The 23729-nt window shown below is 24.7% G+C and carries 11 protein-coding genes; 2 read left to right on the forward strand and 9 right to left on the reverse strand.

Going from position 1 to position 23729, the window contains the following annotated elements; all coding sequences use genetic code 4:
* Positions 1 to 225: 225 nt before the first annotated feature.
* Positions 226 to 4287 carry a DNA topoisomerase 2-like domain-containing protein gene (locus EXC48_RS03020; RefSeq protein ID WP_129720708.1) on the reverse strand — a complete coding sequence of 1354 codons (4062 nt, stop codon included), beginning with the start codon at positions 4285 to 4287 and terminating at the stop codon, positions 226 to 228.
* A gap of 335 nt (positions 4288 to 4622) precedes the next feature.
* Positions 4623 to 12725: a coiled-coil domain-containing protein gene (locus EXC48_RS03025; protein WP_129720709.1), complete on the reverse strand. Its 8103-nt coding sequence runs from the start codon at positions 12723 to 12725 to the stop codon at positions 4623 to 4625.
* 373 nt (positions 12726 to 13098) lie between these two features.
* Between EXC48_RS03025 and EXC48_RS03030 the strand changes: the two genes are divergently transcribed.
* Both EXC48_RS03030 and EXC48_RS03035 read left to right on the forward strand, forming a co-directional pair.
* Entirely contained in the window at positions 13099 to 13479 is a 381-nt protein-coding gene (locus EXC48_RS03030) for a S1 domain-containing protein (protein WP_129720710.1), read from the forward strand.
* The gene (locus EXC48_RS03035) at positions 13466 to 14731 is read left to right on the forward strand and encodes a hypothetical protein (RefSeq protein ID WP_015287417.1); all 1266 of its coding nucleotides are present in this window, start codon (positions 13466 to 13468) and stop codon (positions 14729 to 14731) included. The genes EXC48_RS03030 and EXC48_RS03035 overlap by 14 nt, the downstream gene beginning before the upstream one ends.
* An 84-nt stretch (positions 14732 to 14815) precedes the next feature.
* On the opposite strand, the gene EXC48_RS03040 is transcribed toward EXC48_RS03035, so the two are convergent.
* From EXC48_RS03040 to trmB, 7 genes are all read right to left on the reverse strand, one after another.
* Positions 14816 to 15520: a potassium channel family protein gene (locus tag EXC48_RS03040; protein WP_129720711.1), complete on the reverse strand. Its 705-nt coding sequence runs from the start codon at positions 15518 to 15520 to the stop codon at positions 14816 to 14818.
* Positions 15521 to 15528: 8 nt separating this feature from the next.
* Positions 15529 to 17358: a potassium transporter TrkG gene (locus tag EXC48_RS03045; protein ID WP_129720712.1), complete on the reverse strand. Its 1830-nt coding sequence runs from the start codon at positions 17356 to 17358 to the stop codon at positions 15529 to 15531.
* A gap of 49 nt (positions 17359 to 17407) precedes the next feature.
* Complete coding sequence (locus EXC48_RS03050) at positions 17408 to 17650, reverse strand: YneF family protein (RefSeq protein WP_015287420.1); 243 nt, start codon at positions 17648 to 17650, stop codon at positions 17408 to 17410.
* Positions 17651 to 17787: 137 nt separating this feature from the next.
* A complete protein-coding gene (locus EXC48_RS03055) occupies positions 17788 to 20049 on the reverse strand; it encodes an IdeS/Mac family cysteine endopeptidase (protein WP_129720713.1) in 2262 nt (753 codons plus the stop codon).
* 227 nt (positions 20050 to 20276) lie between these two features.
* Complete coding sequence (locus tag EXC48_RS03060) at positions 20277 to 21752, reverse strand: hypothetical protein (protein ID WP_129720714.1); 1476 nt, start codon at positions 21750 to 21752, stop codon at positions 20277 to 20279.
* 285 nt (positions 21753 to 22037) lie between these two features.
* On the reverse strand, positions 22038 to 23108 hold the full coding sequence (locus tag EXC48_RS03065) for a zinc-binding metallopeptidase family protein (protein WP_129720715.1): 1071 nt from the start codon (positions 23106 to 23108) through the stop codon (positions 22038 to 22040).
* 2 nt (positions 23109 to 23110) lie between these two features.
* The gene (gene trmB, locus EXC48_RS03070) at positions 23111 to 23722 is read right to left on the reverse strand and encodes a tRNA (guanosine(46)-N7)-methyltransferase TrmB (RefSeq protein ID WP_129720716.1); all 612 of its coding nucleotides are present in this window, start codon (positions 23720 to 23722) and stop codon (positions 23111 to 23113) included.
* Between the last annotated feature and the right edge of the window lie 7 nt (positions 23723 to 23729).

The following is a 23729-nucleotide window of genomic DNA, read 5'->3' on the forward strand; positions in this document are numbered from 1 at the left end:
GTTTACATATAGTATTTAAATTATATCAAAATTTACGCCATTTTTGCTAAAATATTAATTAACTAAAGTATTAAAGTGATATTTATGTTCTAAAAAAATAGATTATCCTAGTACCTTTTGCTAAATTATTTTTAAAAATGCATTTTTTTAAAAATAAAAAACTCCATTATATTGAGAATGAAATCTCAAGATTAAATGGTGTTTTTTTAATATCTTATAAATATATTATCTAAATGAAGGAGCAAATCGTTGAGGGAAACCTTGTGAATCTAATTGATGTCCACTAAGCAATGAAGGATATTGCTTTTTAAATTCTTCCCATAAAGATTTTGCAACTTCTTTTCTTTCGTCAATTGTGAGTGTTATTCTATCAATTCAAGTATATTTACTTTCCTGACTAATTATATTTTCAGGGGCATTAACTATTGTATCAACTCATCAATCAACAAATTCCTTTTGAGAACTTTTTCTTCATAAATCAATAATATCAATTCTTCCACCAACTAAGCTTCGTTCAATACTTAAAGCAACATTTTCTTTAGCCTCTATGCTTGGTGCTTGCTTAAACCTATTATATTGGGCATCTAAACGCGATAATTCATTATCATCTAAAAATGGATTTTGTTTAAGATCTTTAATGAATTGTAGATAATCATAGTCTAATTTTTTCAATCTTCTTGCATTAAAATAAATAGTTTTTAAATATCCATTTTCTGCCTCAATCGCCTTTTCTCTAGTTGTTCCTGGGTTATTAAACGTTCTCTTAATTGAATCAATTAATGAAGCTTCAACATTGACTGGGAATGGGCCAGCTTCTTGTGGTGATTGATTTGAATGTTTTTCAACTCTTTCTACAAAGAATCTTACTCAATTTCTTGTTGCGCCTGCTTCTCATTTTTTAGCAAATGCTTCAGCTTCTTGTTTTACTTTTTTATAATCTTCAACATTTTTTGTACTAAGTATTTTATTTTGAAGCTTAGTTCCTTCTTCCGTGAATTGACTTTGTGCTCGTGAATTTTCTAATCCTTTTATAGTCTTAATACCTGAAATAATACTTATTAGGAATTTTTTCATTTCACTATAGTCTTCATATCTTGACGTACCATTTTGTAAATCTATAATTGTTCCACCATTAGATTTTTCAATAGCTAGGTCATTGATTTCTGCGGTCTTTTGTTTATTAATATCATTTTCAATGTTATTTAGTTCTTGTGATGTTGTTGCTTTTGTAATTCTCATATTTAACATTGATAATTGTGAGCTACTTAGGCCATTTCTTCCCTGATGACCAGATAGATCAAATAATTCAAGATTGGAAATTTCTGTCTTTAATTTTTCTTTTTGACTAATTAAATTTATTCGTTCTTTAATCTTATCTATATCAACAGCATTATTAGCATCTTTTAATTGATTTAACAATTCTTTTTTATCTGCGGAATCTTTATGTTTCTTCAATTCTTCAAATAAAGGTGCTTTTTTCTTTTCTAATTCAGCAATAGCATTTAATTTATATAATAATTCTTTCATTTCTTTTCTAAAATTATCAATCTTCTTAATTATATTTTCGTCATATGACTTACCATTTTCAGCTGCACCTATTTTATCAAATAATGCTTTATAGTGATCTTTATACATTTTATTGTTTGCATAATTATTTAAAAAATCTAATAAATATTTAGCATCTAAATAAAATCCAGAAGTTACATCACCATTTTTTTCGATTCTCTGACCTAAATATTTAATAAAGCGATCCATGTCAGATTTTGTTGCATTTTCTGGTACATTTAAAATTAATGTTTTCAATGATTCATATACATTATTTGGAATTGAATTTTTAGCTTGATCATAAGCCTTTTTAAATTCGATTAATGCTTTATATTGATCTATTTCAACATCAACAATCTTTTTAACTTGTTCGGAATTTTGTCTAGTTCTTAACTTTTTAAGCAATAACTTATATGATAAAAATCTATATTTTTCTAAATTTGGATTTGAATCAGCTTCTGGTATAGAAGTAATTCAACTATCTTTATTATTTTTTAAAAAATCGCCTTTCTCTTGAGTTCAAAATCTGATAAGTTGATCTTTATATAATTGAATCTTATTTTTAATTTCATTAATTTGTTTAATATCAGTTTTTGATCTTGCTTCATTTAAAAAATGAACAGCAGCTAAAATATCTCCACTAAATTTTTTAGTTTCATTATATAAATCAAAATTAGCATCAATTAACTTTCTTAAAGCTTGTTGTGAATTAAATCTAGTGATCTTAGCTAATTTACTTCATAATAGTAGTTTCAATTCATTTAATGCATTATTAGCACTTATTAAGTCTTCTTGATATGTTTCTAATGAATCATACGGTGTAAATAAGTTTAATTTATTTGCAATATCGCTATAATTATCAACAAGTTTTTTAAGATCTTTTAATTTTTTTACGTTATCGGCAGTAGAGAAAATTTTATTAAATTCATTAATCGCTTTTTGATCTTCATCATTTCTTTTTGGTATGCTATCAATTGAAGATTTTACTAATTCCACATTTTTAGCAATTTGATCAAGTGTTTTACTAAAATCTGTTAGTTTTTGATCCGTTAATTTATCAATTTGTGCCTTTAAATTTTCTTTTGCCACAGCATTTTTAGGATAATGTAAGCCATCAACTTGATCTTTTAATCTTCTTGCTAAGTCTTTTTTATATTCTTCATCACTTTGAGATTTAGCTTTTTGAATGTTTTCGTTTAATTTATCAAAGTCTTCATCATCAACTGATCGACTTAGTTGATTATTTAAATCCTTACTTCTTTCGCCGTTAGTATCTTTACCAGATTGTTTCACTTCTTCAATAAGTTTTTTAGCTTCACTAATTTTTTTAGGTAATTTAGAAATTAAATCTTCAATTGATTTTAAATTATCTTTCTTAGCAGAATTAATTCGAGAATTTATTTCATAAATAGCTACTGAATCTACACCATTTGGGTATGGTAATTCACTAGCTTTCTTTTTTAATTTAGCCTTTTTAATGTAAAGTTTAGTATCTTCAATACTTTGATCATCTTTGCTTTTTGCAAGTCTTTTAGCTAATTCTTTTTTAATTTTTTCAAATTCTAATACCTCAGTATTCTTAATGTTATCTATTTCATTTTTAAGTTCTATTAATTTAATTTTCAATTTATCTAATTCATCTTTTTTATTAAAAACATCATCTTTTTTAACTCTCGCAATTGAATTTTTTAGACTTAAAATTGTTTCATCAATAATATTCTTAATATCAACATCATTAGCAAGTTTATCATCACTAGGTGTAATAATTTTTCTTATTTGATCAATCTTATTAAGTAAATCAGTTTTATCTTTTGGATCAATTTCTAGATCAGCTCTGTCTCTAAATTCATATTCATTAATTTTATTTAAAATATCATAAAAATTCCTAATTGTCTTAGCTTTATCAAATAAATCTTGTATAGATTTTTTAAAAATACTATCTTTAATATTTTGAATTCTCTCTTCAACTTGTTTTTTAAGATTTAATTTTATAATTTCATAATTAATTATAATCTCATTATCAAATAATGAAGATGTTGTTTTTGAATCCTTGATTAGTTTTGATAATTTATTTTTTTCACTAGTTTTTAACTTAGAAACTTTAATTTTAGCATCTAATGCGTATTTTTTAGCTAAAATATAATCATTAAGTCCTTGACTTAATAACTCTTTTTCAATATCAAAAATCAATAAATCAAAATCACTATTATTTTTAGCTAAGAATAATCTATTTTCAAATTCTTTCTTTTTATTAGAATTTTTAACCCTTTCAACTAGTTTCTTAGCTTCTATTTTTTCCAAATCTCTATCTTTTGCTAGTTCTATCTCAGTGAGTTTAATAGCATTTTCTTTAATTTTTCTCTTCTTATCAAGTGAATTTTGTGAACTTAATAAATCAACATTTAATTTATCTTTTTTCGATTTAGATTTAATCTCAGAAATAATAACTTTTATTTCTTTGTCAATTTGAACTTTAATCTTTTCTAAAACATTTTTAATTTCTTCAGCATTTTCTTTTGAAAACACTTTATATACAGGATTATTTAAAAAAACATCTGCTTTTTTCTTATATTGATTCAATATAACTAAATCTCTTGCTTTTTTCAGTTCTTTATATAAGTTATCATACTCTGAAAAAATCTTATTAGAACTTCAAATCGTTGAAATAGTAGCAACTCCAGAAATTAAAAAACTCAGAATAGATAATCCTAGAAATATCTTCTTTTGTTTTCTTTTATGCATAACACTCCTACATTATTTACTTTTACATTACATTTCTATTCTATAATAAATTAATTTCTTAAATAAAAAAATGTAGAAAATATATAAAGACAGAATGTTTTATTTAGAGCACTAATTTCACTAATATGTATAACTAAAAAACTTTACTTTTTTATTAAAATTCTTGTATTTTGTCGCGACAAAATATAACCTTTTTTTTTTTTTTTTTAGTAAAAAATCATTTTTGTTAAAAAAGACTTAAAAAAATATAAAAAACAAGCACATATATAAATAGAGAAAAACTCTAATTTAATTGTGTTTGTTTTTAAAAATTATAAAACTTTATTCATTTTTAATTAGTTTTCTAAAAAGAATGGTTCTTTCCCCTCAGGATATCCATCATTTGCTAATTTAACACCATTAAATATTGAAGTAGAATTATATTGTTTTTTAAATTCTTCTCATAATGCTCTTGTAGCGCTTTTTCTTTCATCAACTGTAAGTGTTACTCTATCAATTCACATATATTTATTTTCTTGACTAATTACATTTTCAGGAGCAAAAGCAATTTTAGTAACTCATCAATCAACAAATTCTTTTTGAGAACTTGATTTTCAATAATCTCTTACATTTGTTTTTCTACCAAGTAGACCTGATTCAATGCTAAGAGCTACTCTTTCTTTTTCTTCTACACTTGGAGCATCCTCAAATCTTCTACGTTGAGCATCTAAACGCGATAATTCATTATCATCTAAAAGTGGATTTTGTTTTAGCTCTTTAATGAATTGTAGATAATCATAATCCAATTTTATCAATCTTCTTGCATTGAAGTAAATAGTTTTTAAATATCTATTTTCTGCCTCAATCGCCTTTTCTCTAGTTGTTCCTGGATTATTAAACGTTCTCTTAATTCCTTCAATAAATTGAGCTGTAACATTGACAGGAAATGGTCCAGCTTCTTGCGGTGTTTGATTAGAATGTTTTTCGACTCTTTCTATAAAGAATGGCACTCAATTTTTTGTTTTGGTATCATCTTCTCATCTTTTAATAAATTCTTCTACTTCTTTTTTAATAGCCTTATATTGTTCAATAGTTTCGGTATTATTACGTATTCTATTTTGTAACTCATTCCCTTCTTTAAAGTAAAGTTCTTGTGCTGATGCATTTCCAGTACCTTTAATATTAGTTATTTTTCCAAAAAGATCAATTAAAAATTTCTTCATTGCACTATGATCTACATTTTTAAAATCAATTCCATCGCGTTCTACAGAATTTGTGTTTTTTAGTTTAAGATCTTCAAGCTCAGCATTTCTTTGCCTATTAATATCACTTTCAATATCGTTTAATTGTTGAAGAGTATTGGCACTTGTTATTCTCATATTTAGAGATGATAATTGTGCACCATTCAATCCATTCCTTCCTCTTCTATTATTTGCTCCAACATAATTTGAAAAATCAAATAATTCAAGATCTGAAACCTTAGTTTTTAATTCTTCTTTTTTACTAATTAATTTTAATTGCTCATTAATCATATTTATATGAGATTCATCATCAGCATTTTTTAATTGATTTAATATTTCTTTTTTATCTGCTGAATCCTTATGTTTATCCAATTCTTTAATTATAGGAGCTTTTTTCTTATCTAACTCGTTTTTATGTTCCGCTGCCGCTCTTGATGTTATATCCTTTATTCCATTTTTGCCATCAATGCTTATTGTGCTATTTAATTCATTTTTTAATTGTTCTTTTTTATTGTTTGAATTTGATAATTTATTAATAGCTTCAACGGCTTTTTTAACTGCTTCTTTTATTTTTTCATTATTTTCATTTAATCTAGCGATCTCATCTAGTGATTTAGCGTTATCTACTTGATGTTTTAATGTTGTAATTGCATTTGAATTTTTTCCACCTGGATATGAAATAGATTCGATATTTGATTTTTCTTTATTTTTTGCTTCACTAAGTTCTTTTTCTTTTTGCTTATTGGCATCATTTTTGATGCTTTCTAATTCTCGAATACTAATATTTTTCTTCTTTAATTTATCAAGAAGTTTTTGCTTTTCTGCTTGATCTTTAATTTGATTTATAATATCTTCTATTTTTTTCTTTGCATTTGCATCACTTAATTTAGAAATAAAATCTTTAATTTCTTTTCTAAAATTATCAATTTTTTGAGTTACATTTTCATCATATGATTGGCCGCTATTAGCTACACCAATATTGTCAAACAAAGTTTTAAAATGTTTTTTATCTGATTCGTTGTCAATAGAATTATTTAATGATTCTAATAAATGTTTTGCATCTAAATAAAATCCAGAAGTTACATTACCGTTACTTTCAGTTCTTTGACCCAAATATTTAGTAATTTCATCCATTTCTGTTATAGCAACATTAGCAGGAACATTTAAAATCTTGTTCTTTAATGAATCTTTTACATTTTGCGGAATCTGACTACTTTGTTGATTGTCATAAGCAAGTTTAAATCTATGCAACGCTTTATATTGTTCAACTTCATAATCAACAATCTTTTTAACTTCTGCTGCGGTTTTTCTAGATCTTAATTTTTTAATTAATAAATCATATGTTAAAAATTTAAATTGATCAACATTAATTGGATTAGGTGTATTTTGAGGTATTGAATTAAATCATTGATCTTTTCTGCCTCTTAAATAATCGCCTTTTTCTTTAGTTCAAAATCTATTTAATTCATCTTTATATGGTTGCATTTTATTAATAATAGTTCTAACATCAGCGACAGTTGTTTTATCTTTTTTAGTATTTAATAAATTAAGTGATTCATCTAAGAAATTAGTAGCTACTAAAATATCGCCACTAAATAATGTCTTACTCTTTTTATATAACTCAAGATTTTCATTAATAATTCCTACTAATTGATCTTGTAATGCTTTTGAACCAATCTTAGCTAATTCATCTCATAATTTTATTTTTAAAGCTTCAAGTGATTTATTAGCAGCTTTGACATCTTCAGCTGGATCCCCTGTATAAGGAATAAAATCATTAAATTTTGCAGATATGGTTTTATAGTTATCTACAAGTTTTTTAAGATTATCTAATTTTGTTCCTTGTCCAAAGCTTGCAAATTGCTTATTAAAGTTTTTAATTGCGGTTTTATTTTGATCATTAGTATTGGAAATACCAGCAATTGAACTTTGTACAGCTTTTACCTTAGTAGCAAAATCATTTAAGGTTTTTTCTAAATTTTGAATATTCGTTGATTTATTAATGTTTTTTACATGCGTATTTTTTAATGCAGTTTTAGTTCTTAAACTTGCTGCATTATTTTCATCATTAGATGGATAAGGCAATTTATCAATAAATATGTTGTAGTTTTCTTTATATCCTTCAATAACAAAGTTATCAATTACATCAATTACAGTAGTTTGATATTTATTTAAATCATTTGATGAATTTACGCTATTAACTTTTGCTTTATGAACATTTCTTTTAGCTTCATCTAAATTGCTCATATTATTAATTTTTGCAATTGCTTGTTCTTTTAGTTTTGCAAGTAAATCAGAATCTAAATTACTTAATTTATAGTCACCATCATAGTTATTTGGAACTGCCTTATTTAATTTAGTTAGTAATTCATTTTTTATATTAGCATCTTTAAATGCTTTATTAATAATATCTTTATATTTAAAAATTTTATTAGCATAATCATTTGGTAAAACATCAGTCACTTTTGAAGCATCAGTTAAACCATCAATCTTTTCCTTAATTTTATTTAATGCTTCTAATGGTTTATGAGCATCATTTTTAATATAATCAATATTATTAGCATTCTCTACTAATGTTTCAACAGAAGCTTTTAAGTCATTAATTTTCTTTTCTAACTCATTAATCTTTGTAGTATCATCAATAAGAGCATCAACTTGATCTTTTAAAGATTTAATTGATTTTTCTGCCATTGTTGAATTTTGTTTTGGATAAGGGATACTATCAATTATTTTTTTAATTGCATTTTTTCTACGGTTAAACTCACCTAGTTTTCTAGCTTTAGAAACAATATTATTTATTTGGTCATTATTTTGCGCATTAGCAACTTCTGATTTTAATGAATTTTTCTCAGTATCACTTAAATTAACGATAGTATCAATAGTATCTTTTGCCTTTGCTTTTAAAATTGCAAGCTCTATATTTGCAACTTTATTTTCATTATCAAGTCCATTAATTAATTTTTCAACTTCTATTTTTTCATTAGCATTAACTATTGATAATGCTTTATTTTTAAGTTCTTTTATTTTTGAGATTAAATTATTTAATTTTGCATATTCATCATTAGATTGAGTCTTTGTTGATAGTTTTTCAATTTCTGATTTTAAAGTATTTTTAGCTGCTTGGGCCTCGTTTGAATTTGGATTTGGATAAGGTAAGGCATCAACTTTTGCTTTTAAATCCTCTTTGTAGGCATCTATTATCTTTTTATCAACATCATTTACTTTTTTAATAAAATCATCAATTGATAAATTATTATCAACTGTAGGATTTCATGCAACAATATCATTTTTTAATTTATCTTTTTTATCTTTTTGTTTAATATTAGATAATTTGTTAATTTCTCTTAATGCAACTTGTTGTCTTTTTGTTTCATAAATTTGCTTTTTAAGATCATTTTCATTTGTATCTGGCAAGTGATCTAATCTACCATTTATAAGATTATTTTGATTTGGTTTAGGAAGTGTAAAATCACCAACTTTTTGGATCAATTCTTTATACTTTTGAATCTTTTGTTTTAATTCATCATTTGCAATTTCTTTTATTTCTGTTTCAGTGGTTGCTTCATCTAATTTATCATTTAAGAATTTTCTTCCAGGGGTATTTTGTTTTGAATAAGGCAATTGTTCGATTCTAGTCTTAGCATCTATTATTAATTTTTTAATTTGTTCAAAGCTTTTTACTTTTGCATTAAATGTACTATCATTATTAGTATTTGCATCTATTACGCTCTTTTTCAGCATACTTCTTGCTCGACCATTATTTGTTGGATAAGGTAGTTTATCAACTATCTTTTCAAGGTGTTTGTCACGAGCTTTTTTAAGTATATTTAACATATCAGAATATGAATCTGCTAGATTGACATCATTTTTATATTTTGTTTTTTCTTCTAGTGTTAGCTCATTTAATTCTTCAATCTTTTTATTTATTTCATTTCTATCTTCATTTCTTAGTTGATCAAGTTTTTGAAGTAACTTATCAAAATCACTTAATTCTGATGTTTTAGAAGTTTCTAAAATTCCTGAATCAGCTTTTGAAGGTGAAAGTTTAGAAATCTTATTTTTTGCTTCAGCAATTTTTTTACCTATTTTATCAATAGTATCATCGAATTTTTCAAGATCACTTTGTTTTAAAGTATCTATTTTATCTATCAATTTCTTCTTGGCCTCAGCTTCAGATTGTGAGCTTGGTATTGGATATTCTAATGCATTAACTTGTTGTTTTAATCTGTCTTTTAATGCATTATTATATTCTTCAGTACTTTTAGTCTTTGCGCTTTTGATATTCTTTTTGAGTTGTTCAAATTCTTCTTCTGTGACTGTTCTATTTAGCTGTTCAGTTAAATCCTGTCTTCTTCTTGCATCTTCTGCATTGTTATTATTTTTATTTACACCATTTATAAGATTTTTTGCTTCTGAAATTTTATTAGGTAAATTATTTATTAATGTTTCAATTTCATTTACATTATCTTTAGTTGCATCATTAATTCTAGTATTCAATTTATCAATTGCTAAGGCATTTTGCTTATTTGGATAATCTAACTCACTAACTTTCTTTTTCAATCTTGCTTTTTTAATGAAAAGTTTAGTATCTTCAATGCTTTCATCATTTATATCTTGTGCAAGTTGTATTGCTAGATCTTTTTTAGTCTTAGAAGCATCTAAAACATCTTTTTCTTCAAGTCCTTCAATTTCTTTTTTAAGTTCTACTAATTTAGATTTAAGACCATCTAACTCAGTTTTTTTAGTTTGAACTTGATTTTCTTCAATACCATCTATTGAAGTTTTTAATTTTGATATAGTTTCATTAATGATCTTTTTAACATAATCATCATTTGCAAGTGCATAATCATTTGGAGTAATGACTTTTTTAAGCTGTTCAATTTTCGCAAGCAATTCAGCTTTGTTTTTTATTCTAGTTATTTCTTTTGATGTTAAAGCATTATCTATTTCGCCTTTTAATCTATTTTTTAGATCTTCTGGTAAATCATCTAAAGCATCAATTGTTTTTTTGTTTTCAACTTTATTTTTGTTTTTTGCTGCTTCTATTTTTTTATCTAAATCAACAAATTCTTGATCAGTATTTGCTGAATCAAGTACTTTATTTAGTTCACTTTGTTCATTTTTTGGTAATTTATCAATTTCAAGTTTCGCTTTTATTATTTTACTTTCAATACCAGTTGTATCATTAGTTATTTTTTCTTTAATTTGGTTTAATTGATTAAGATCATTAACATTTTTATATGTTTCTTTTATTTCATTTTTAGCTGGAGCATTTGTTGAAGGGTATGATAAATTATCAACATATGAATCTAATTCATCTTTTATTGCTTTTATTTGCTCAACTTTTATAGCATCATTTATTTCTTTAATTATTGAATCTAATTTTTCAATAGTATCTGCGTCATTTAGCTTTTGATTAAGATCATTTTGTTTTGTTATATCTAAAGTATTAATTAAATCTCTAGCTTTATCAATTCTTGATTTGATAGAATCAAGTTTTTTCTTAAATTTTTCAATTTTCTCTTTGGTATCCAGTTTATCATTACCATTTGAATTAATTTGATTAATTAAACTTTGAATTGCCTTACTTTTATCCCCATCTGGATAATTTAATAACTTAGCTTGATCTTCAAGATCTTTTTTAGCAACATCGATTTCAGCTTTATTAATAATATCTGTAATTTTTGCTCAATCATTTGTATCAGTGTTATCAATAAGTTTTACTAAATCTTCTTTTTGCTTTTTAGTTAATTTTGAATCAGGAATTGAATTAATTTTTGATTTAGCTGTTTCTTTATCTTGAACTAATAAATCTTTAATTCTTTGATCTAACTCATCAAATGAATGATTAGGTAGATTAGCGTCACGAACTAATAATGATGTTTGATCTAATTGTTCATTTGCTTTTTTAGCACTTTCTGGACTTAATTTTGAAATCTTATCTTTAGCATCATTAATTTTACTTTTATAAGTATCTAAATTCTTACCAATAATTTCATTGGCCTTATTAAATTTTTCTAAATTAGATAAAGCATTATCACTTTTAATGTCATCTAATTTTTTAGTTAAATCTTTTATAGCAATTGAATCCATCCCATTTGGATATGGTAATTTTTTTACTTCATCAATAATAAAATCAATTTGTCTATGTTTTAATTTATTAATTTCGTTAATAATTCTATTTAGTTCATCATTTGCATTTGGTTTAGCAAAAGTTAAGTTATTAAGTTCTCTTATAAAATCATTCTTTTTATCTTGATCTGATAAATCATCAAGAGATTTAATAGCATCAGCTTTTTTATTATTAAATTCATGCTCATTAATTTTATTTAAAATATCATAATAGTCTTTGATGTTTTTAGCTTTATTTAATGAATTTTGAACTGATCTTTTAAAATCATTATCTTTTAACCTATCAATTTTATCTTTAATTTCTTTTTTAAGACCATCTTTTATTAATTCAATATTTGCCTTAATTTCATTATCTAATAATGATGAAAAATCACTTGAATTATTAATCAAGTTTGTTAAATTAGTTTTCTTTTTTGCTTCTAAACTTGAAGCGGCAATTTTAGTTTTTAAAGCTTCTTTTTTAGCTGAAAGATAATCATTAGAGCTTTGATTTTCTAATTCTTTTTCTACATTGTCAATTAGCAGACCAAGATCATTGAGATTTTTAATTGAAGCTAGTTTGGTTTCAAAATTTTTCTTTTTATTAGAATCTTTAATTCTCTTAATTAATTCTTTAGCTTCTATTTTTTCTAAATCTGCATTTTTAGCTAGTTCAATATCAATAAGTTTAGTAACATTATCTTTAATATTTTGTTTATCATTTGACATTTTGACATTTGATAATTTAGCATTTAATTTTTTCTTCTTAAAATCCGATTTAACCTTAGAAATAAGATCTATTATTTCTTTATTTTCTTTATTATTTTGATCTTTAATTTCTTTAATTACTTTTTTAATTTTTTCAATGTTTTCTTTTGAAGAATTTTTATATCTTGGGTTATTTAAAAAATCTTCTGCTTTTTTCTTGTGCTCAGGTGATAGAACTAAGTTCTTTTCTTTTTTTAATTCTTGAATTAATTTTTCATACTCTGAAAAATTCTTATTATCCTTGGTATTTCAAATTGTTCAAATAGCTGTTGCACTCGAAACTAAAAAAGCTAGAATGGAAAAACCTAAAAAAATTCTTTTTTGTTTTCTTTTATTCATATAATTAATACAACTCCTAATATTATTTACTCTAATATATATTTCAATAATATATTAATTTTTCCATTACAAAAACACGCACTATTTATTAAAAATAAATATTCATTTATTAAACTTATATATCTAAATGGAAGTATTAAAGGTTATGTTTTTAATACTAAATTTTTTTTATTTTGTCGCGACAAAATAAACCCTTTTTTTTTTTTTTTTTATGTAAAATGACATTTTTCATCAAAAATGGCTTAATATATAATATTGATTATTTATCAAAATTTTTACATAAAATAAATAAAAATATCAATTACAATAGATAAAATATAAGAAAGTATTTATATTTAATTTTTATTTTATAATATTGTATAATTAAATAATTATGATATATAAGCCAGGTGATGTAGTTATGGGAAAGGTGATAAAAATAGGTTCAAAATATATCACAGTCAAGACAAAAAAAGGATGTATTTTCTTTATTAACAAAAACGAAATAACTGATTTTACAAAAAAGTCAAATTATGATATTTTTAGATTAAATGAACAAATAAATTTTATTGCCTTAAAGTTTAATGCGACAAAAAGAAATGGCTTTGGTAGTTATAAAAAAAATCATCCAAATGAATTAAAAGAAAAAGGGCCTTGCAAATTAATTGAAACACCAAATGGATTTAAAAATCTTTCTGAATATTCAAAATTAATTTTTAATTCTAAAACAAATGATGAAGCAACAAAGGAAATAGACCACAATGAGCAAGGTTAATATTACTTGAAATGATGTAAATCTAGATTCTTTTTCAAATTCTAACAAAGATATTATTGAAAAAATTAGATCCTTAAACTTTATTGGTTCTGAAAATCTTCATTTTGATGATATTGCAATAAATTATTCAATTAATGGAATTAATGAAATTGTAAAGTTTTGTAATATGATTTATAAAAATGGAGTTGAACATCTCATTGTTTGAGCTTCAAGAAATACTCAAAATTTAATTCAATCTTGTTTAAATTTTGTTTTCGGACAAGATGATTTCTATGCAGACGAAAAGATAAAACTATATTTTATTGACGGAATTGATGAATTAAGAATAACAAAACGAAAATTAGATAAATACTTTAGTCTAGACCTTAATAATAAAATGGCCATTGTGTTCTTAGATGGCTTTATTGAAGCAGATGAACAAAAAATTCAACAAATAATGGATTTAACTTTATCAAAATTTAACGAGAGAACAAGTGACTTTTTAATAAAAAAGCTGAATTACTTTATCGGGAAAAGTGAATGGCTAAAATATTTTATTAAATACCAAATACCAAAAGAAAATGTTTTCATAATTTCATCTGATATTCACGAAAAGTTTTCATTTTTTTCTGAAATTTGCTTGATTATTTTAGCAACACAAGGAATTAATATTCATAAACTTGTTGATGGTTATAAAAATAATGTTCAAAATATTTTTAGTTATGATTTATATTTTAATACTGCTTTAAAGTTAGCAAGGTTTATTGATCAAACTGAGTTCAATTTTAAAACCGTTGAAAAAAATAAATTAAATCATATTAATTTATTTGTATCCTATGATCGTTTTCTTGATTCAACCGCTAATTTATTAGCTAATTTATTTAATTATTCAACTTTAAGAAAAAATGTTTTTTGTGATTTTACTTCTTTTCCTTCTGATATTTCAAAAGTAGGGCAAACGGTGCTATCTAATAAAATTAATAAATTACTTATTTACCTAAACTTTAAACAAAAACAATTTGATTTCCAAACTACATCACTTGTTAATGAAGAAGATTTAGTTTCAAAGTTTGAACATCTTTCTTTTAATGAATTAAAAAATATTAGTTATAACGTTTTTAATGATTTTTTACTTTCATTTAATAATTCTGTAGATGTTTTAAAAATTGATTTTGAAAAGAATTCAGAAGAAGTTTTTGGGGAATTAATCTCCATCTTATATTGAGCAAAAATTTTTTATTGCATTATAAATAATATCGATCCATTTAATTAAAAAAGTAGGAAAAATATTCAGACAAAATCCGAATATTTTTCTTTGTTTACAATATTTAATTTGTTATTATTTTACAAAATAATATTAAAAAATTTCTGTACTTTGGCCCTTATGGTGAAGGTCTTTATTTAATCATTCAAAAGTAGAATTAACATCAGAAATTTCACCGATAAAAGTTAAAATGTCATTATAATAAATTTTACTCATACCGGTTGGGCGGATGCTAATTCCTTTTGATTTAATTAGTACTAAAGTAACACCACGACTATTGAAATCAATATCCTTAACTAATTTATTATCAAGACTAAAATTTTTAACTATTGTAGTTCCAATGACAAAATCATCGCCTACTTCTTGAAGGTTTTCACTATATTTAACAAAACTACTATTAGCTGCAATTAAGGCAGTTCTTTTTCCTGCTTCATATTCAGGGCTAACTATAGTATCAACGCCTATTTGTCTTAGAACTCTAGCGTGTCTTAAATTTGTAGCTCTTGCAATAATATTATTAGCTTTTATCTCTAATAAAGCAGCAACAATTTCAATATTTTCTGGAGCCGCCACAACAATTGTACCAAAGCGTTCAAGTTTATTAGCTTTCAAAAGTTTAATATCAGCCGCATCGCCTACAATTAAATTTTCAATGTCGTCTTTATACGATTTAATTTTTTCTTCATCTTTATCAATAAATGTTACTGTTTTACCTAATTTTAATAATTGATCAACAACTGCTTGACCAAAACGTCCAGCTCCGATAACTGCAATATCCTCTATAAATTTTACTTTCATATTTTATCCTAACCTATAACTATGTCGGCAGTGACATATTCATAATTTCTTTTGTTTGATTTTTTGCTTCTTCATACTAATAAAGTTGAGGAAATCCCAAATTGACCTATAAACATAACAAAAATAAGTGTAATTTTTGAAACAATATTAAATTCTTTAGTTATTCCTACAGATAATCCAGTTGTACCAAAAGCGCTGGCTACCTCAAATCAAACATGTTCAGTTCCATAAATATTATAATTATCAATCGATGATACACCGTGAGTGATGATTTTGCCTGCATGTGAATCAAATGAACTAAAACAAATTAAAGTTGAAACAATCAAAATAATTAATGCAATAACAAATACTTGACCTGACATAAATACAGTTCTTGGTTCAATTGTTCTTTTAAAAATTCTGACTTTTTTAGTATTTAAAATAACAGAAAACATACTTAAAATTAAGATTGCAAAAGTCGTAGTTCTAATTCCGCCTCCAGTTGAAGCAGGTGCAGCACCAATTATCATCATTAGCGTAATTAACATTATTGAACCTCTGCTAAAATGACTTACATCAACTGTCGCAAACCCTGCGCTTCTTGATGAGAATGATGTAAATATTAATGAGAAAATTTTTTGTCATTGATTACCGTACATTGTTCCTTGCTTTAGATATTGAGCTAAATTGCCAACATTAGGAATCTCTTGATTTACAATGCTATATAATTTTTTAGCAACATTAGTAGTTAATAAATTTTGATCAATATAAGAGTTTTCTTTAATTTGCTTTGATAAATATAAAATTTGATTATATACCTCAATACTTTTATCATCGGACTTAATGCCATATTCATTAAATGTTTCAACTCATTTTGCATAGTTATGAATCAATTGATCCGGTACATAAACACGATTTCATAATGAATCCACCGATTTAGATGTAGTTTCAAAACCAATCAACACTAAAAATCCTATAAGAAAAACTAAAAAGTAAGTAATGGTAGAAACTTTAGTAAATAATGAAAAATGATATTTAGTCTTTTTTCTCTTTACTTTATGTCTAATATAACGATATATATCATATAAAGTTGGATAACCTAAACCTCCAATAATTAATAATATAATAAATCAAATTTGCAAGGTTATATTATTATAATAAGGCATTAAAGAATTTCCAGAAATGATATCAAAACCAGCATTATTAATAGCCGAAATGGTATGGAAAAAACCGAATCTAAAAGCTGCTGCTAAATCATATCTTGGATTAATAAACTCACCATTAATTAATTTATTAATTCCATAAGTCGCTGAGGGTTCAGCAAAATAAAAGTAAATAGTCATTCCAAAACCTGAAATTAATGAGGTTGTTAAAATAAATCTAACTGATGAACGAATTATGCTAGAAACTTTATTTACATCATCATGACCTCTTTCACTTTGAATCATTTTTAATGTATATAAAGTGGTAACCTGCTTTTTAAATAATATATTTATAATAAAAAATTTTAACGAAAATATTCCAATACCACCAGATAAAATTAAAATCGCAATAATTGCTTGACCTAAAACATTTCAATGCGAATAAGTATTTTTAACAACTAATCCAGTATCACTAAAAGCACTAGCGGTTGTAAATAATGCATTAACATAATTTTCGCCACTATTTCAATTTAAAGGAGGTTTTTGTTGTGTAATAGGACTTCATAATAAAAAACTTGAGAAAAGAATAATCAAAAAATATACTATTAATAAATATTTAACTCTTGAAACACTTTTAAGATATGTATATCATTTATCACTAGCTTTTGAAATTGTTTTCTTATTTAAAACCTTTTTTAAACACTCTAATAACTTCACTATAATATCCTTAAAATTAAAAAACTCATTATTTTAGCATAATGAATTATTAATTATCCTTAGCATTTTGCATTGAACGCATAATTTGTCTGATTTGTGTTTCTGATGCTTTTCTTCCCATTTGAGCAAACATCACACGAATCATTTTTTCATTAATTGGCGGATTCTCTCTTAATTGTTTTTCGAAATAACGTTTTGTGATAAAAAAGGTTGTAATACCAGCTGCAATAGCAACACCAATACATACCATAACTATTGTTAATACAAACAATCCTGTGCTTAATTCAACCATTAAATACCTCCATAATTTGTAATATTATATACTATTTTCTTTAAAATATTAAACTTGATATTTGGATTTAAATTTGATGATTTTTGATACTTAGTTATAAATAAAAACCGGATTTTTATCCGGCAATTTATTTATAACTATTGCTTATTTTTAAAATAATCTTCTCAATATTTTGTACCTAAATCAAATGTATAAATATCAAGCGCTTGAGTTTTATTATTAGTCTTAGCACCAAGGTAAACTTTACCAGTTGATTTATCAAAATCTACTTTATAACGCTTGATTGCAAGTCTTTTTTGCTCTCCATTTTTTGTAAATTTAGCAAATGGGTCATCTGAATCCGTTACATAAAGAGCCTTTACAATTCCATCTTTATCAAAATCTGCTCCTCAAACATTTATAATATGATTAACAACACTTGAACCATAAGTATGCGAAATAGCAAAAGGTTTATTTGCTAAGATTTCATTTTTTAATCTATTACTTAAATTTTTTGCATTATGTGCATTATTAAATGGTCATCTTCCTGATAAGATATTACTTTTAAAAACATCTTTAAAAAATCCTTTTCAATTTGCTTTTGGATCTCAATCGCTTGGATTATTTTGAATTTGCGACTTGTATCCAATACGAAAATATCCATAACCATTAATTAATTCATCAAATAATTTAAAAGGTGTAACAAAACCCTTCCCAGACCTTTTATCGACATCTCCACCATAATCTTTTTTAATTCATTCAAAAAGCTTACTATTTTCTTTTTTGGTTTTTATTCCTTCATTTCCGGTTTGTTCAATAAATGTATTTAAATCTCTAAAATTAATGCTTAAACTATTAGTTGAATTTTTAAATGTAATTATACCTTTCTGCGGATCACTTAAATATCTATCTAAATAATCTTTATTTTGTTGGCTTCAATAATGTAAGATATTAACAACTACAATTGCACCACACAAGAAGTTATCACCTCGACCAAATTCTTTATTAATATCAAACCATCCTTCATCACGATCATTATGCGCATATCATCAACTATCAATATTATCATTTGTATCTATATGATGCACAAATTCGCTAAAGTTTGGATTTACATCTTTTAAAAATAATGTTTGAGTTACTCCTTGATCTTTTAAATATTTTACTAATTCAGTATTTTTTAATTGATCATTTTTCAAATGCTCTATAAGCATTTTATTTAGACTATGATCAATTATTCTGTCTTCAACTATATCTTGGTTATTTTTAGATTGTAGCGATTTTAAATCTTTATCCTCGGCTTTTTTTGCTAGCTCATTCATCAAGACTACCTTATCTTTTAGCTCATCAATACTAATATTATGATTATTCTTAGTTCCATCAGACAATACAGGAATTTTACTTAAATACTCATTTCTGTCTTGCTCAGTTAAGCCGGATAATGAATTAATTTTTGGATAAAAGGCATTGTTTCTAAATGTTTCATAAATACTATATATTAAAGCTTTTTCAGAATATTCATCATTATGATTATCACTTGTAAATCTTTGTAATTTTGCATTTAATTCATTAATATTATCCTCTTTTACTATTTTTCATTCTGGAACATCAATTTCCAATAATAAAATAATATCTTTAAATTTTATAATTTTATCCTTTAAATCTTTTGGGATAATTGTCTTTATTGCATTTTGATCACTTAAACTACTTAATTTTTCTTTAAAATACTCAACTGCTAATTGCTCATCTAAGATTTGATTTGAAGTTGGATAAGGAAGAGAATTTATTTCAATTAAAACTTCATCAATTGTTTTTGATAATTGCTCGATTTCATTATATTTTTGAATAATTTGATCAAAATTTAAAATATCAACCTTGCTTTTTAAATCATTCTTTGGGTTATTTATGTTTGGATAGGCTAAATTATCAATTTTATCTTTCAAATCATCTTTCACTGCTGAAAAGACTTTTGTTTTTAAATTTGAAAAATTATCATTAGATATTTTATCTAATTCAGTTTTTAAAGGAATTTGTTTTTCTTTTGGTAGTTTTGAAATTATTATTTTATATTCTAAAACCATAGTTTTAAATACCTTAATTTTTGATTCTAAAATATTTAATTCAGTTAATTTATCAGTATCTGTTTTATTTTTTAGACTTATTATTTTTTCTAATTGATCATTTAATTCTTTTTTTGCAGATGCATTTGGTGAGGGATATTCGATACTCTTTATCAAACTTTTAATACTATTAACTTTATTTAAAAGTTGTCGACTCATTGGCGAATGTGAATTTCCTCTTTCATTAGAATTATTACCTTCTTCTGATTTTGCAGGTGCATCGCAAGCAACAACGCTAGAACCTATAAGAGTTGATATTGATAATAAAACTAGAGATTTAAAAACTTTTTTATACTTTTTCATTTCATACCCCTTTTACACTCTTAACTAATGTGATTAGTCCATTGTTAAAAAATTTTATTTTATATATAACAAAATTCCATTTTGTCTACTATTCTTTTGTATTACAAGAATGCTTTTTTTTTTTTTTTTTAGAGGGTAAATGATAAAATATTATGTTTATTACTAAATAAATAGAAATCCGCCCATCAAATGGGCGGATTATATATTTTATGAATTAAGATAAAAAACTAACTTTTCTTTAGAGAATTTTGAACTTCAGTTTTAAGGGTATCAAGTTTTGCTTTAATTTCATCAGTATTTTTTGCATCAAGATCATTAATTTTATTTTTTAATTCCATATCATCTTGTTTTAAATTAATAATTTCTTTTACCTTAGTAACAATAGTTTTTGCATCTTCATTTATTTTATCAGCTTCTACAATTGATTTTGTATTTGATATAAGACTTTTAATTTTTGTAATTAATTTATCAGGTTTTTTAGAAGCTTCACTATCCTTATAAATAATTTTATCAACATTTAATGTTGCTGCTTCTTTTGCTGCTTCAAGAACTGATTCAGCCATTTTATTTATTTCCATTTCTAATTTATTAATATCTCATCCATGATTATCTTTTTTTGCTTCTAAAGTCTCTATTTTTGATTTTATATATTTATTTTCTCTATCGGTAATAATACTATAACTTTTTATTTTATTAACAACTCTTGGTCTAATTGTTTCATAAATATTTCAAATTAAAAGACCTTCTGTAAAAGCTTTGTCATGATCATCATCGTAAAATTTAGCTAAACGACCATTTAAACCTTTTTTTCTTGCGTCATTATATTCAGTTCCATTAAATTTATCGCTATTAATAATATCTTTATACTTATTAAATTTTGCTTTATATTCATCAGTTATTACTTTTGAAACATCTGTTGCAGACTCTAATGTATTTAATTTTGCTTTAAAATAATTTTTCGCAAGACTATTGTACTCATCTTTTTTAGCTTTTTGATCTGGTTCAACTGGTCTAGCGCTTTCAGAAAGTTTACTAAAATCAAATAACTCATCAATTTCTTTAATTTCTACATTTAATGCAGCTGCTAGTTCATTTATTTTTTTAGCACCAGCCTCATATGTTTCAATAGTTAAAGCTTCAACCTCTTTTTTTAATTTTTCTATTGTTTCTTTTGAAGCTTCTTTATCAGGATATTCTAATGATTCTACTTTTTTACTTAATTCAGTTTTAGCTAATGGAAAAAATTCACCTTTAATGTTAATTAAAGTTTCATAATTTGTCGCTGATTCTATCTTCTTTATTAATTCAGCTTTTTTAGTTTCATCTGATATAACTTCGATAGATTTTTTTACTTCTGCTTTTGAATCTTGTAATAATTTGTTTGCTTCAGATTTCGCTGTGTTTAACTCTTCTTCTGTTACATCTGCTTTTTCTAATTTTGCCTTTAAATCATTATATTTTGGGTGATTTTTTAAATTTTCAACAGCTTCAGAAACTTCTTTTTTAAGCGCTGTTAAATCTTTTTTATCACCTTGTTCTGATCCACTATTTTCATTAGAACCTGGATTATTTTCACTAGCTCCGCCATTATTTTCAATTTCTTTAGTCTTTTCTGTACGTGAGCAAGCTACAACACCAGCACCAATTAGTGTTGTGATTGATAATAATCCAAGACCACTAAAAATCTTTTTATATTTTTTCATTATTCTCCTTAATACTTAAAAATTGTTAAAATACTTATTAAATAAGTCTTTTTAATTAAATTAGCTTAATTCGAATATGAAGTACAAACAAAATTTTATTGATTATCACATTTAAATTTCTTATAATTCAATGACAAAAAAGGGCAAGATCTTTTTTTTTTTTTTTTTTTAGAAAAAATATAATAAAATGCAAAATATTTTTTTACACTTATTATATAGTTAAAAAATAATTTTAAAAAAACTAACAATATAATATTTAATATCATTAGTTTTTTTAAAATTATTTTAATTATTTCATTTTCTACTATCAAAATCTTTAATGAAGCTTGTAAGTAAATCACCAGCGGCTAATAAATCACTAATAGCACATACTCCAATTGGACTATGTAAATATCTTTGCGGTAATGAAATTGTTAAAACAGATGCACCTCCATTAGGTGAAAATTGTAACTCTGCAGCATCTGTTCCACCACCAGCTGCAATAAATTTATATGCTTTAATTTTGTGATTTTTAGCTGTTTTCATCATTAAAGAAACTAACTTAGGATCCATTAAAGTACCATTGTCTTTTATTCTTATTGCTGCACCTTTGAACAATTCAGTTGTTCCAGGAATAGTTCCATATGTATCATGTGATGAGGTTGTATCCAATGCAATAGCAATATCTGGTTTGATTAATGAAACAGATGTTCTTGCTCCTCTTGTTCCAACTTCTTCTTGAACTGTTCCGACTAAATATAAATCAACATCTAAGTCAAAGTTAGCAAGATTATTAGCAATATACTCTAAAACACTAACACCTGCACGATTATCCATCGATTTACCACCAATTAGGTCTTCATTTTCAAAGAAAACTGTCTCTCCACTTATTTGAACTCTATCGCCAATTTCAACACCTTTTTGAATCGCTTCTTCTTGACTCATAAAACCAAAATCTGCATAAAGTTCATCATTAGAAATTGCTTTTGTGATTTTATCTCTTTCCATTATATGAATACTAGTATGACCAAAAACTCCTAAAAATTCCTTATTTTGTGTGGTAATTAATTTCGCTTTTGTTCCAATCACTGTTGAAGCTCATATCCCTCCAACAGGCGATAATAAAATTTGTCCTTTTTGAGTAATGTTCTTAACTAAATAACCAACTTCATCCATATGTGCTGCAATCATAATTTTTAATGCATTTTCATTTTTAGATGGTTTATGAAAAATAATTGAACCAAATTTATCATATGAAACATTATATTTTGAACTAATATTCGCTTTTAGTTCACGCGCTACTGGCTGTTCATATCTTGACATTGCTTCAATATTCATATATTTAATTAAACGTTGTTTAAATTCTAATTTTTTCATTTTTATCCTTTGTATTTTGCGATTAGAAAATTAATATTTTTACCTAATGCAGATCATTTTTTTTCGTATCCGGTTTGATAATTTAACTTATTATATTTTGAATTATGTAAATCAGTTGTTTTAAAAATAATCTCTCAGTCATTTTCAGTCAATGAATTAGTGCTATATTCAAACAATTTATCATTATCGGTTTTAAAATAAAGATTGCCATCGTTAGTTAAAAGTTTTTGGTAGATATCTAAAAAATTTTTATATGTTAGTCTTCTTTTTTCATGAGCATTTTTAGGTCATGGATCAGAAAAAGTTAATCAAATTGTGCTGGTTTTATTATTAAATATCTCATTTAAATCATTAGCATCTTTTGTAATAATGAAAAGATTTTTTAATTGTAATTCATTAATTTTATTCAAAATCTTATTAGCAACTGTTGGATACTTTTCTATTGCAAAAAAACGTCTATTTGGCTCATTTAAAGCCATTTGACTAATCATTTCTCCTTTTCCTGCACCAATTTCAATTAAATCAGTGTCTGAAAGATTAATTGGAAAATTAGTTAAATAATAAGGTGATTGTTGCAACTTATCTAATGCAGTATTATCAAATCTTAATCTCATAAATATA

Origin of the sequence: Mycoplasmopsis cynos, from assembly GCF_900660545.1 — a bacterium.
Taxonomy (GTDB): Bacteria; Bacillota_I; Bacilli_A; order Mycoplasmatales; family Metamycoplasmataceae; genus Mycoplasmopsis; species Mycoplasmopsis cynos.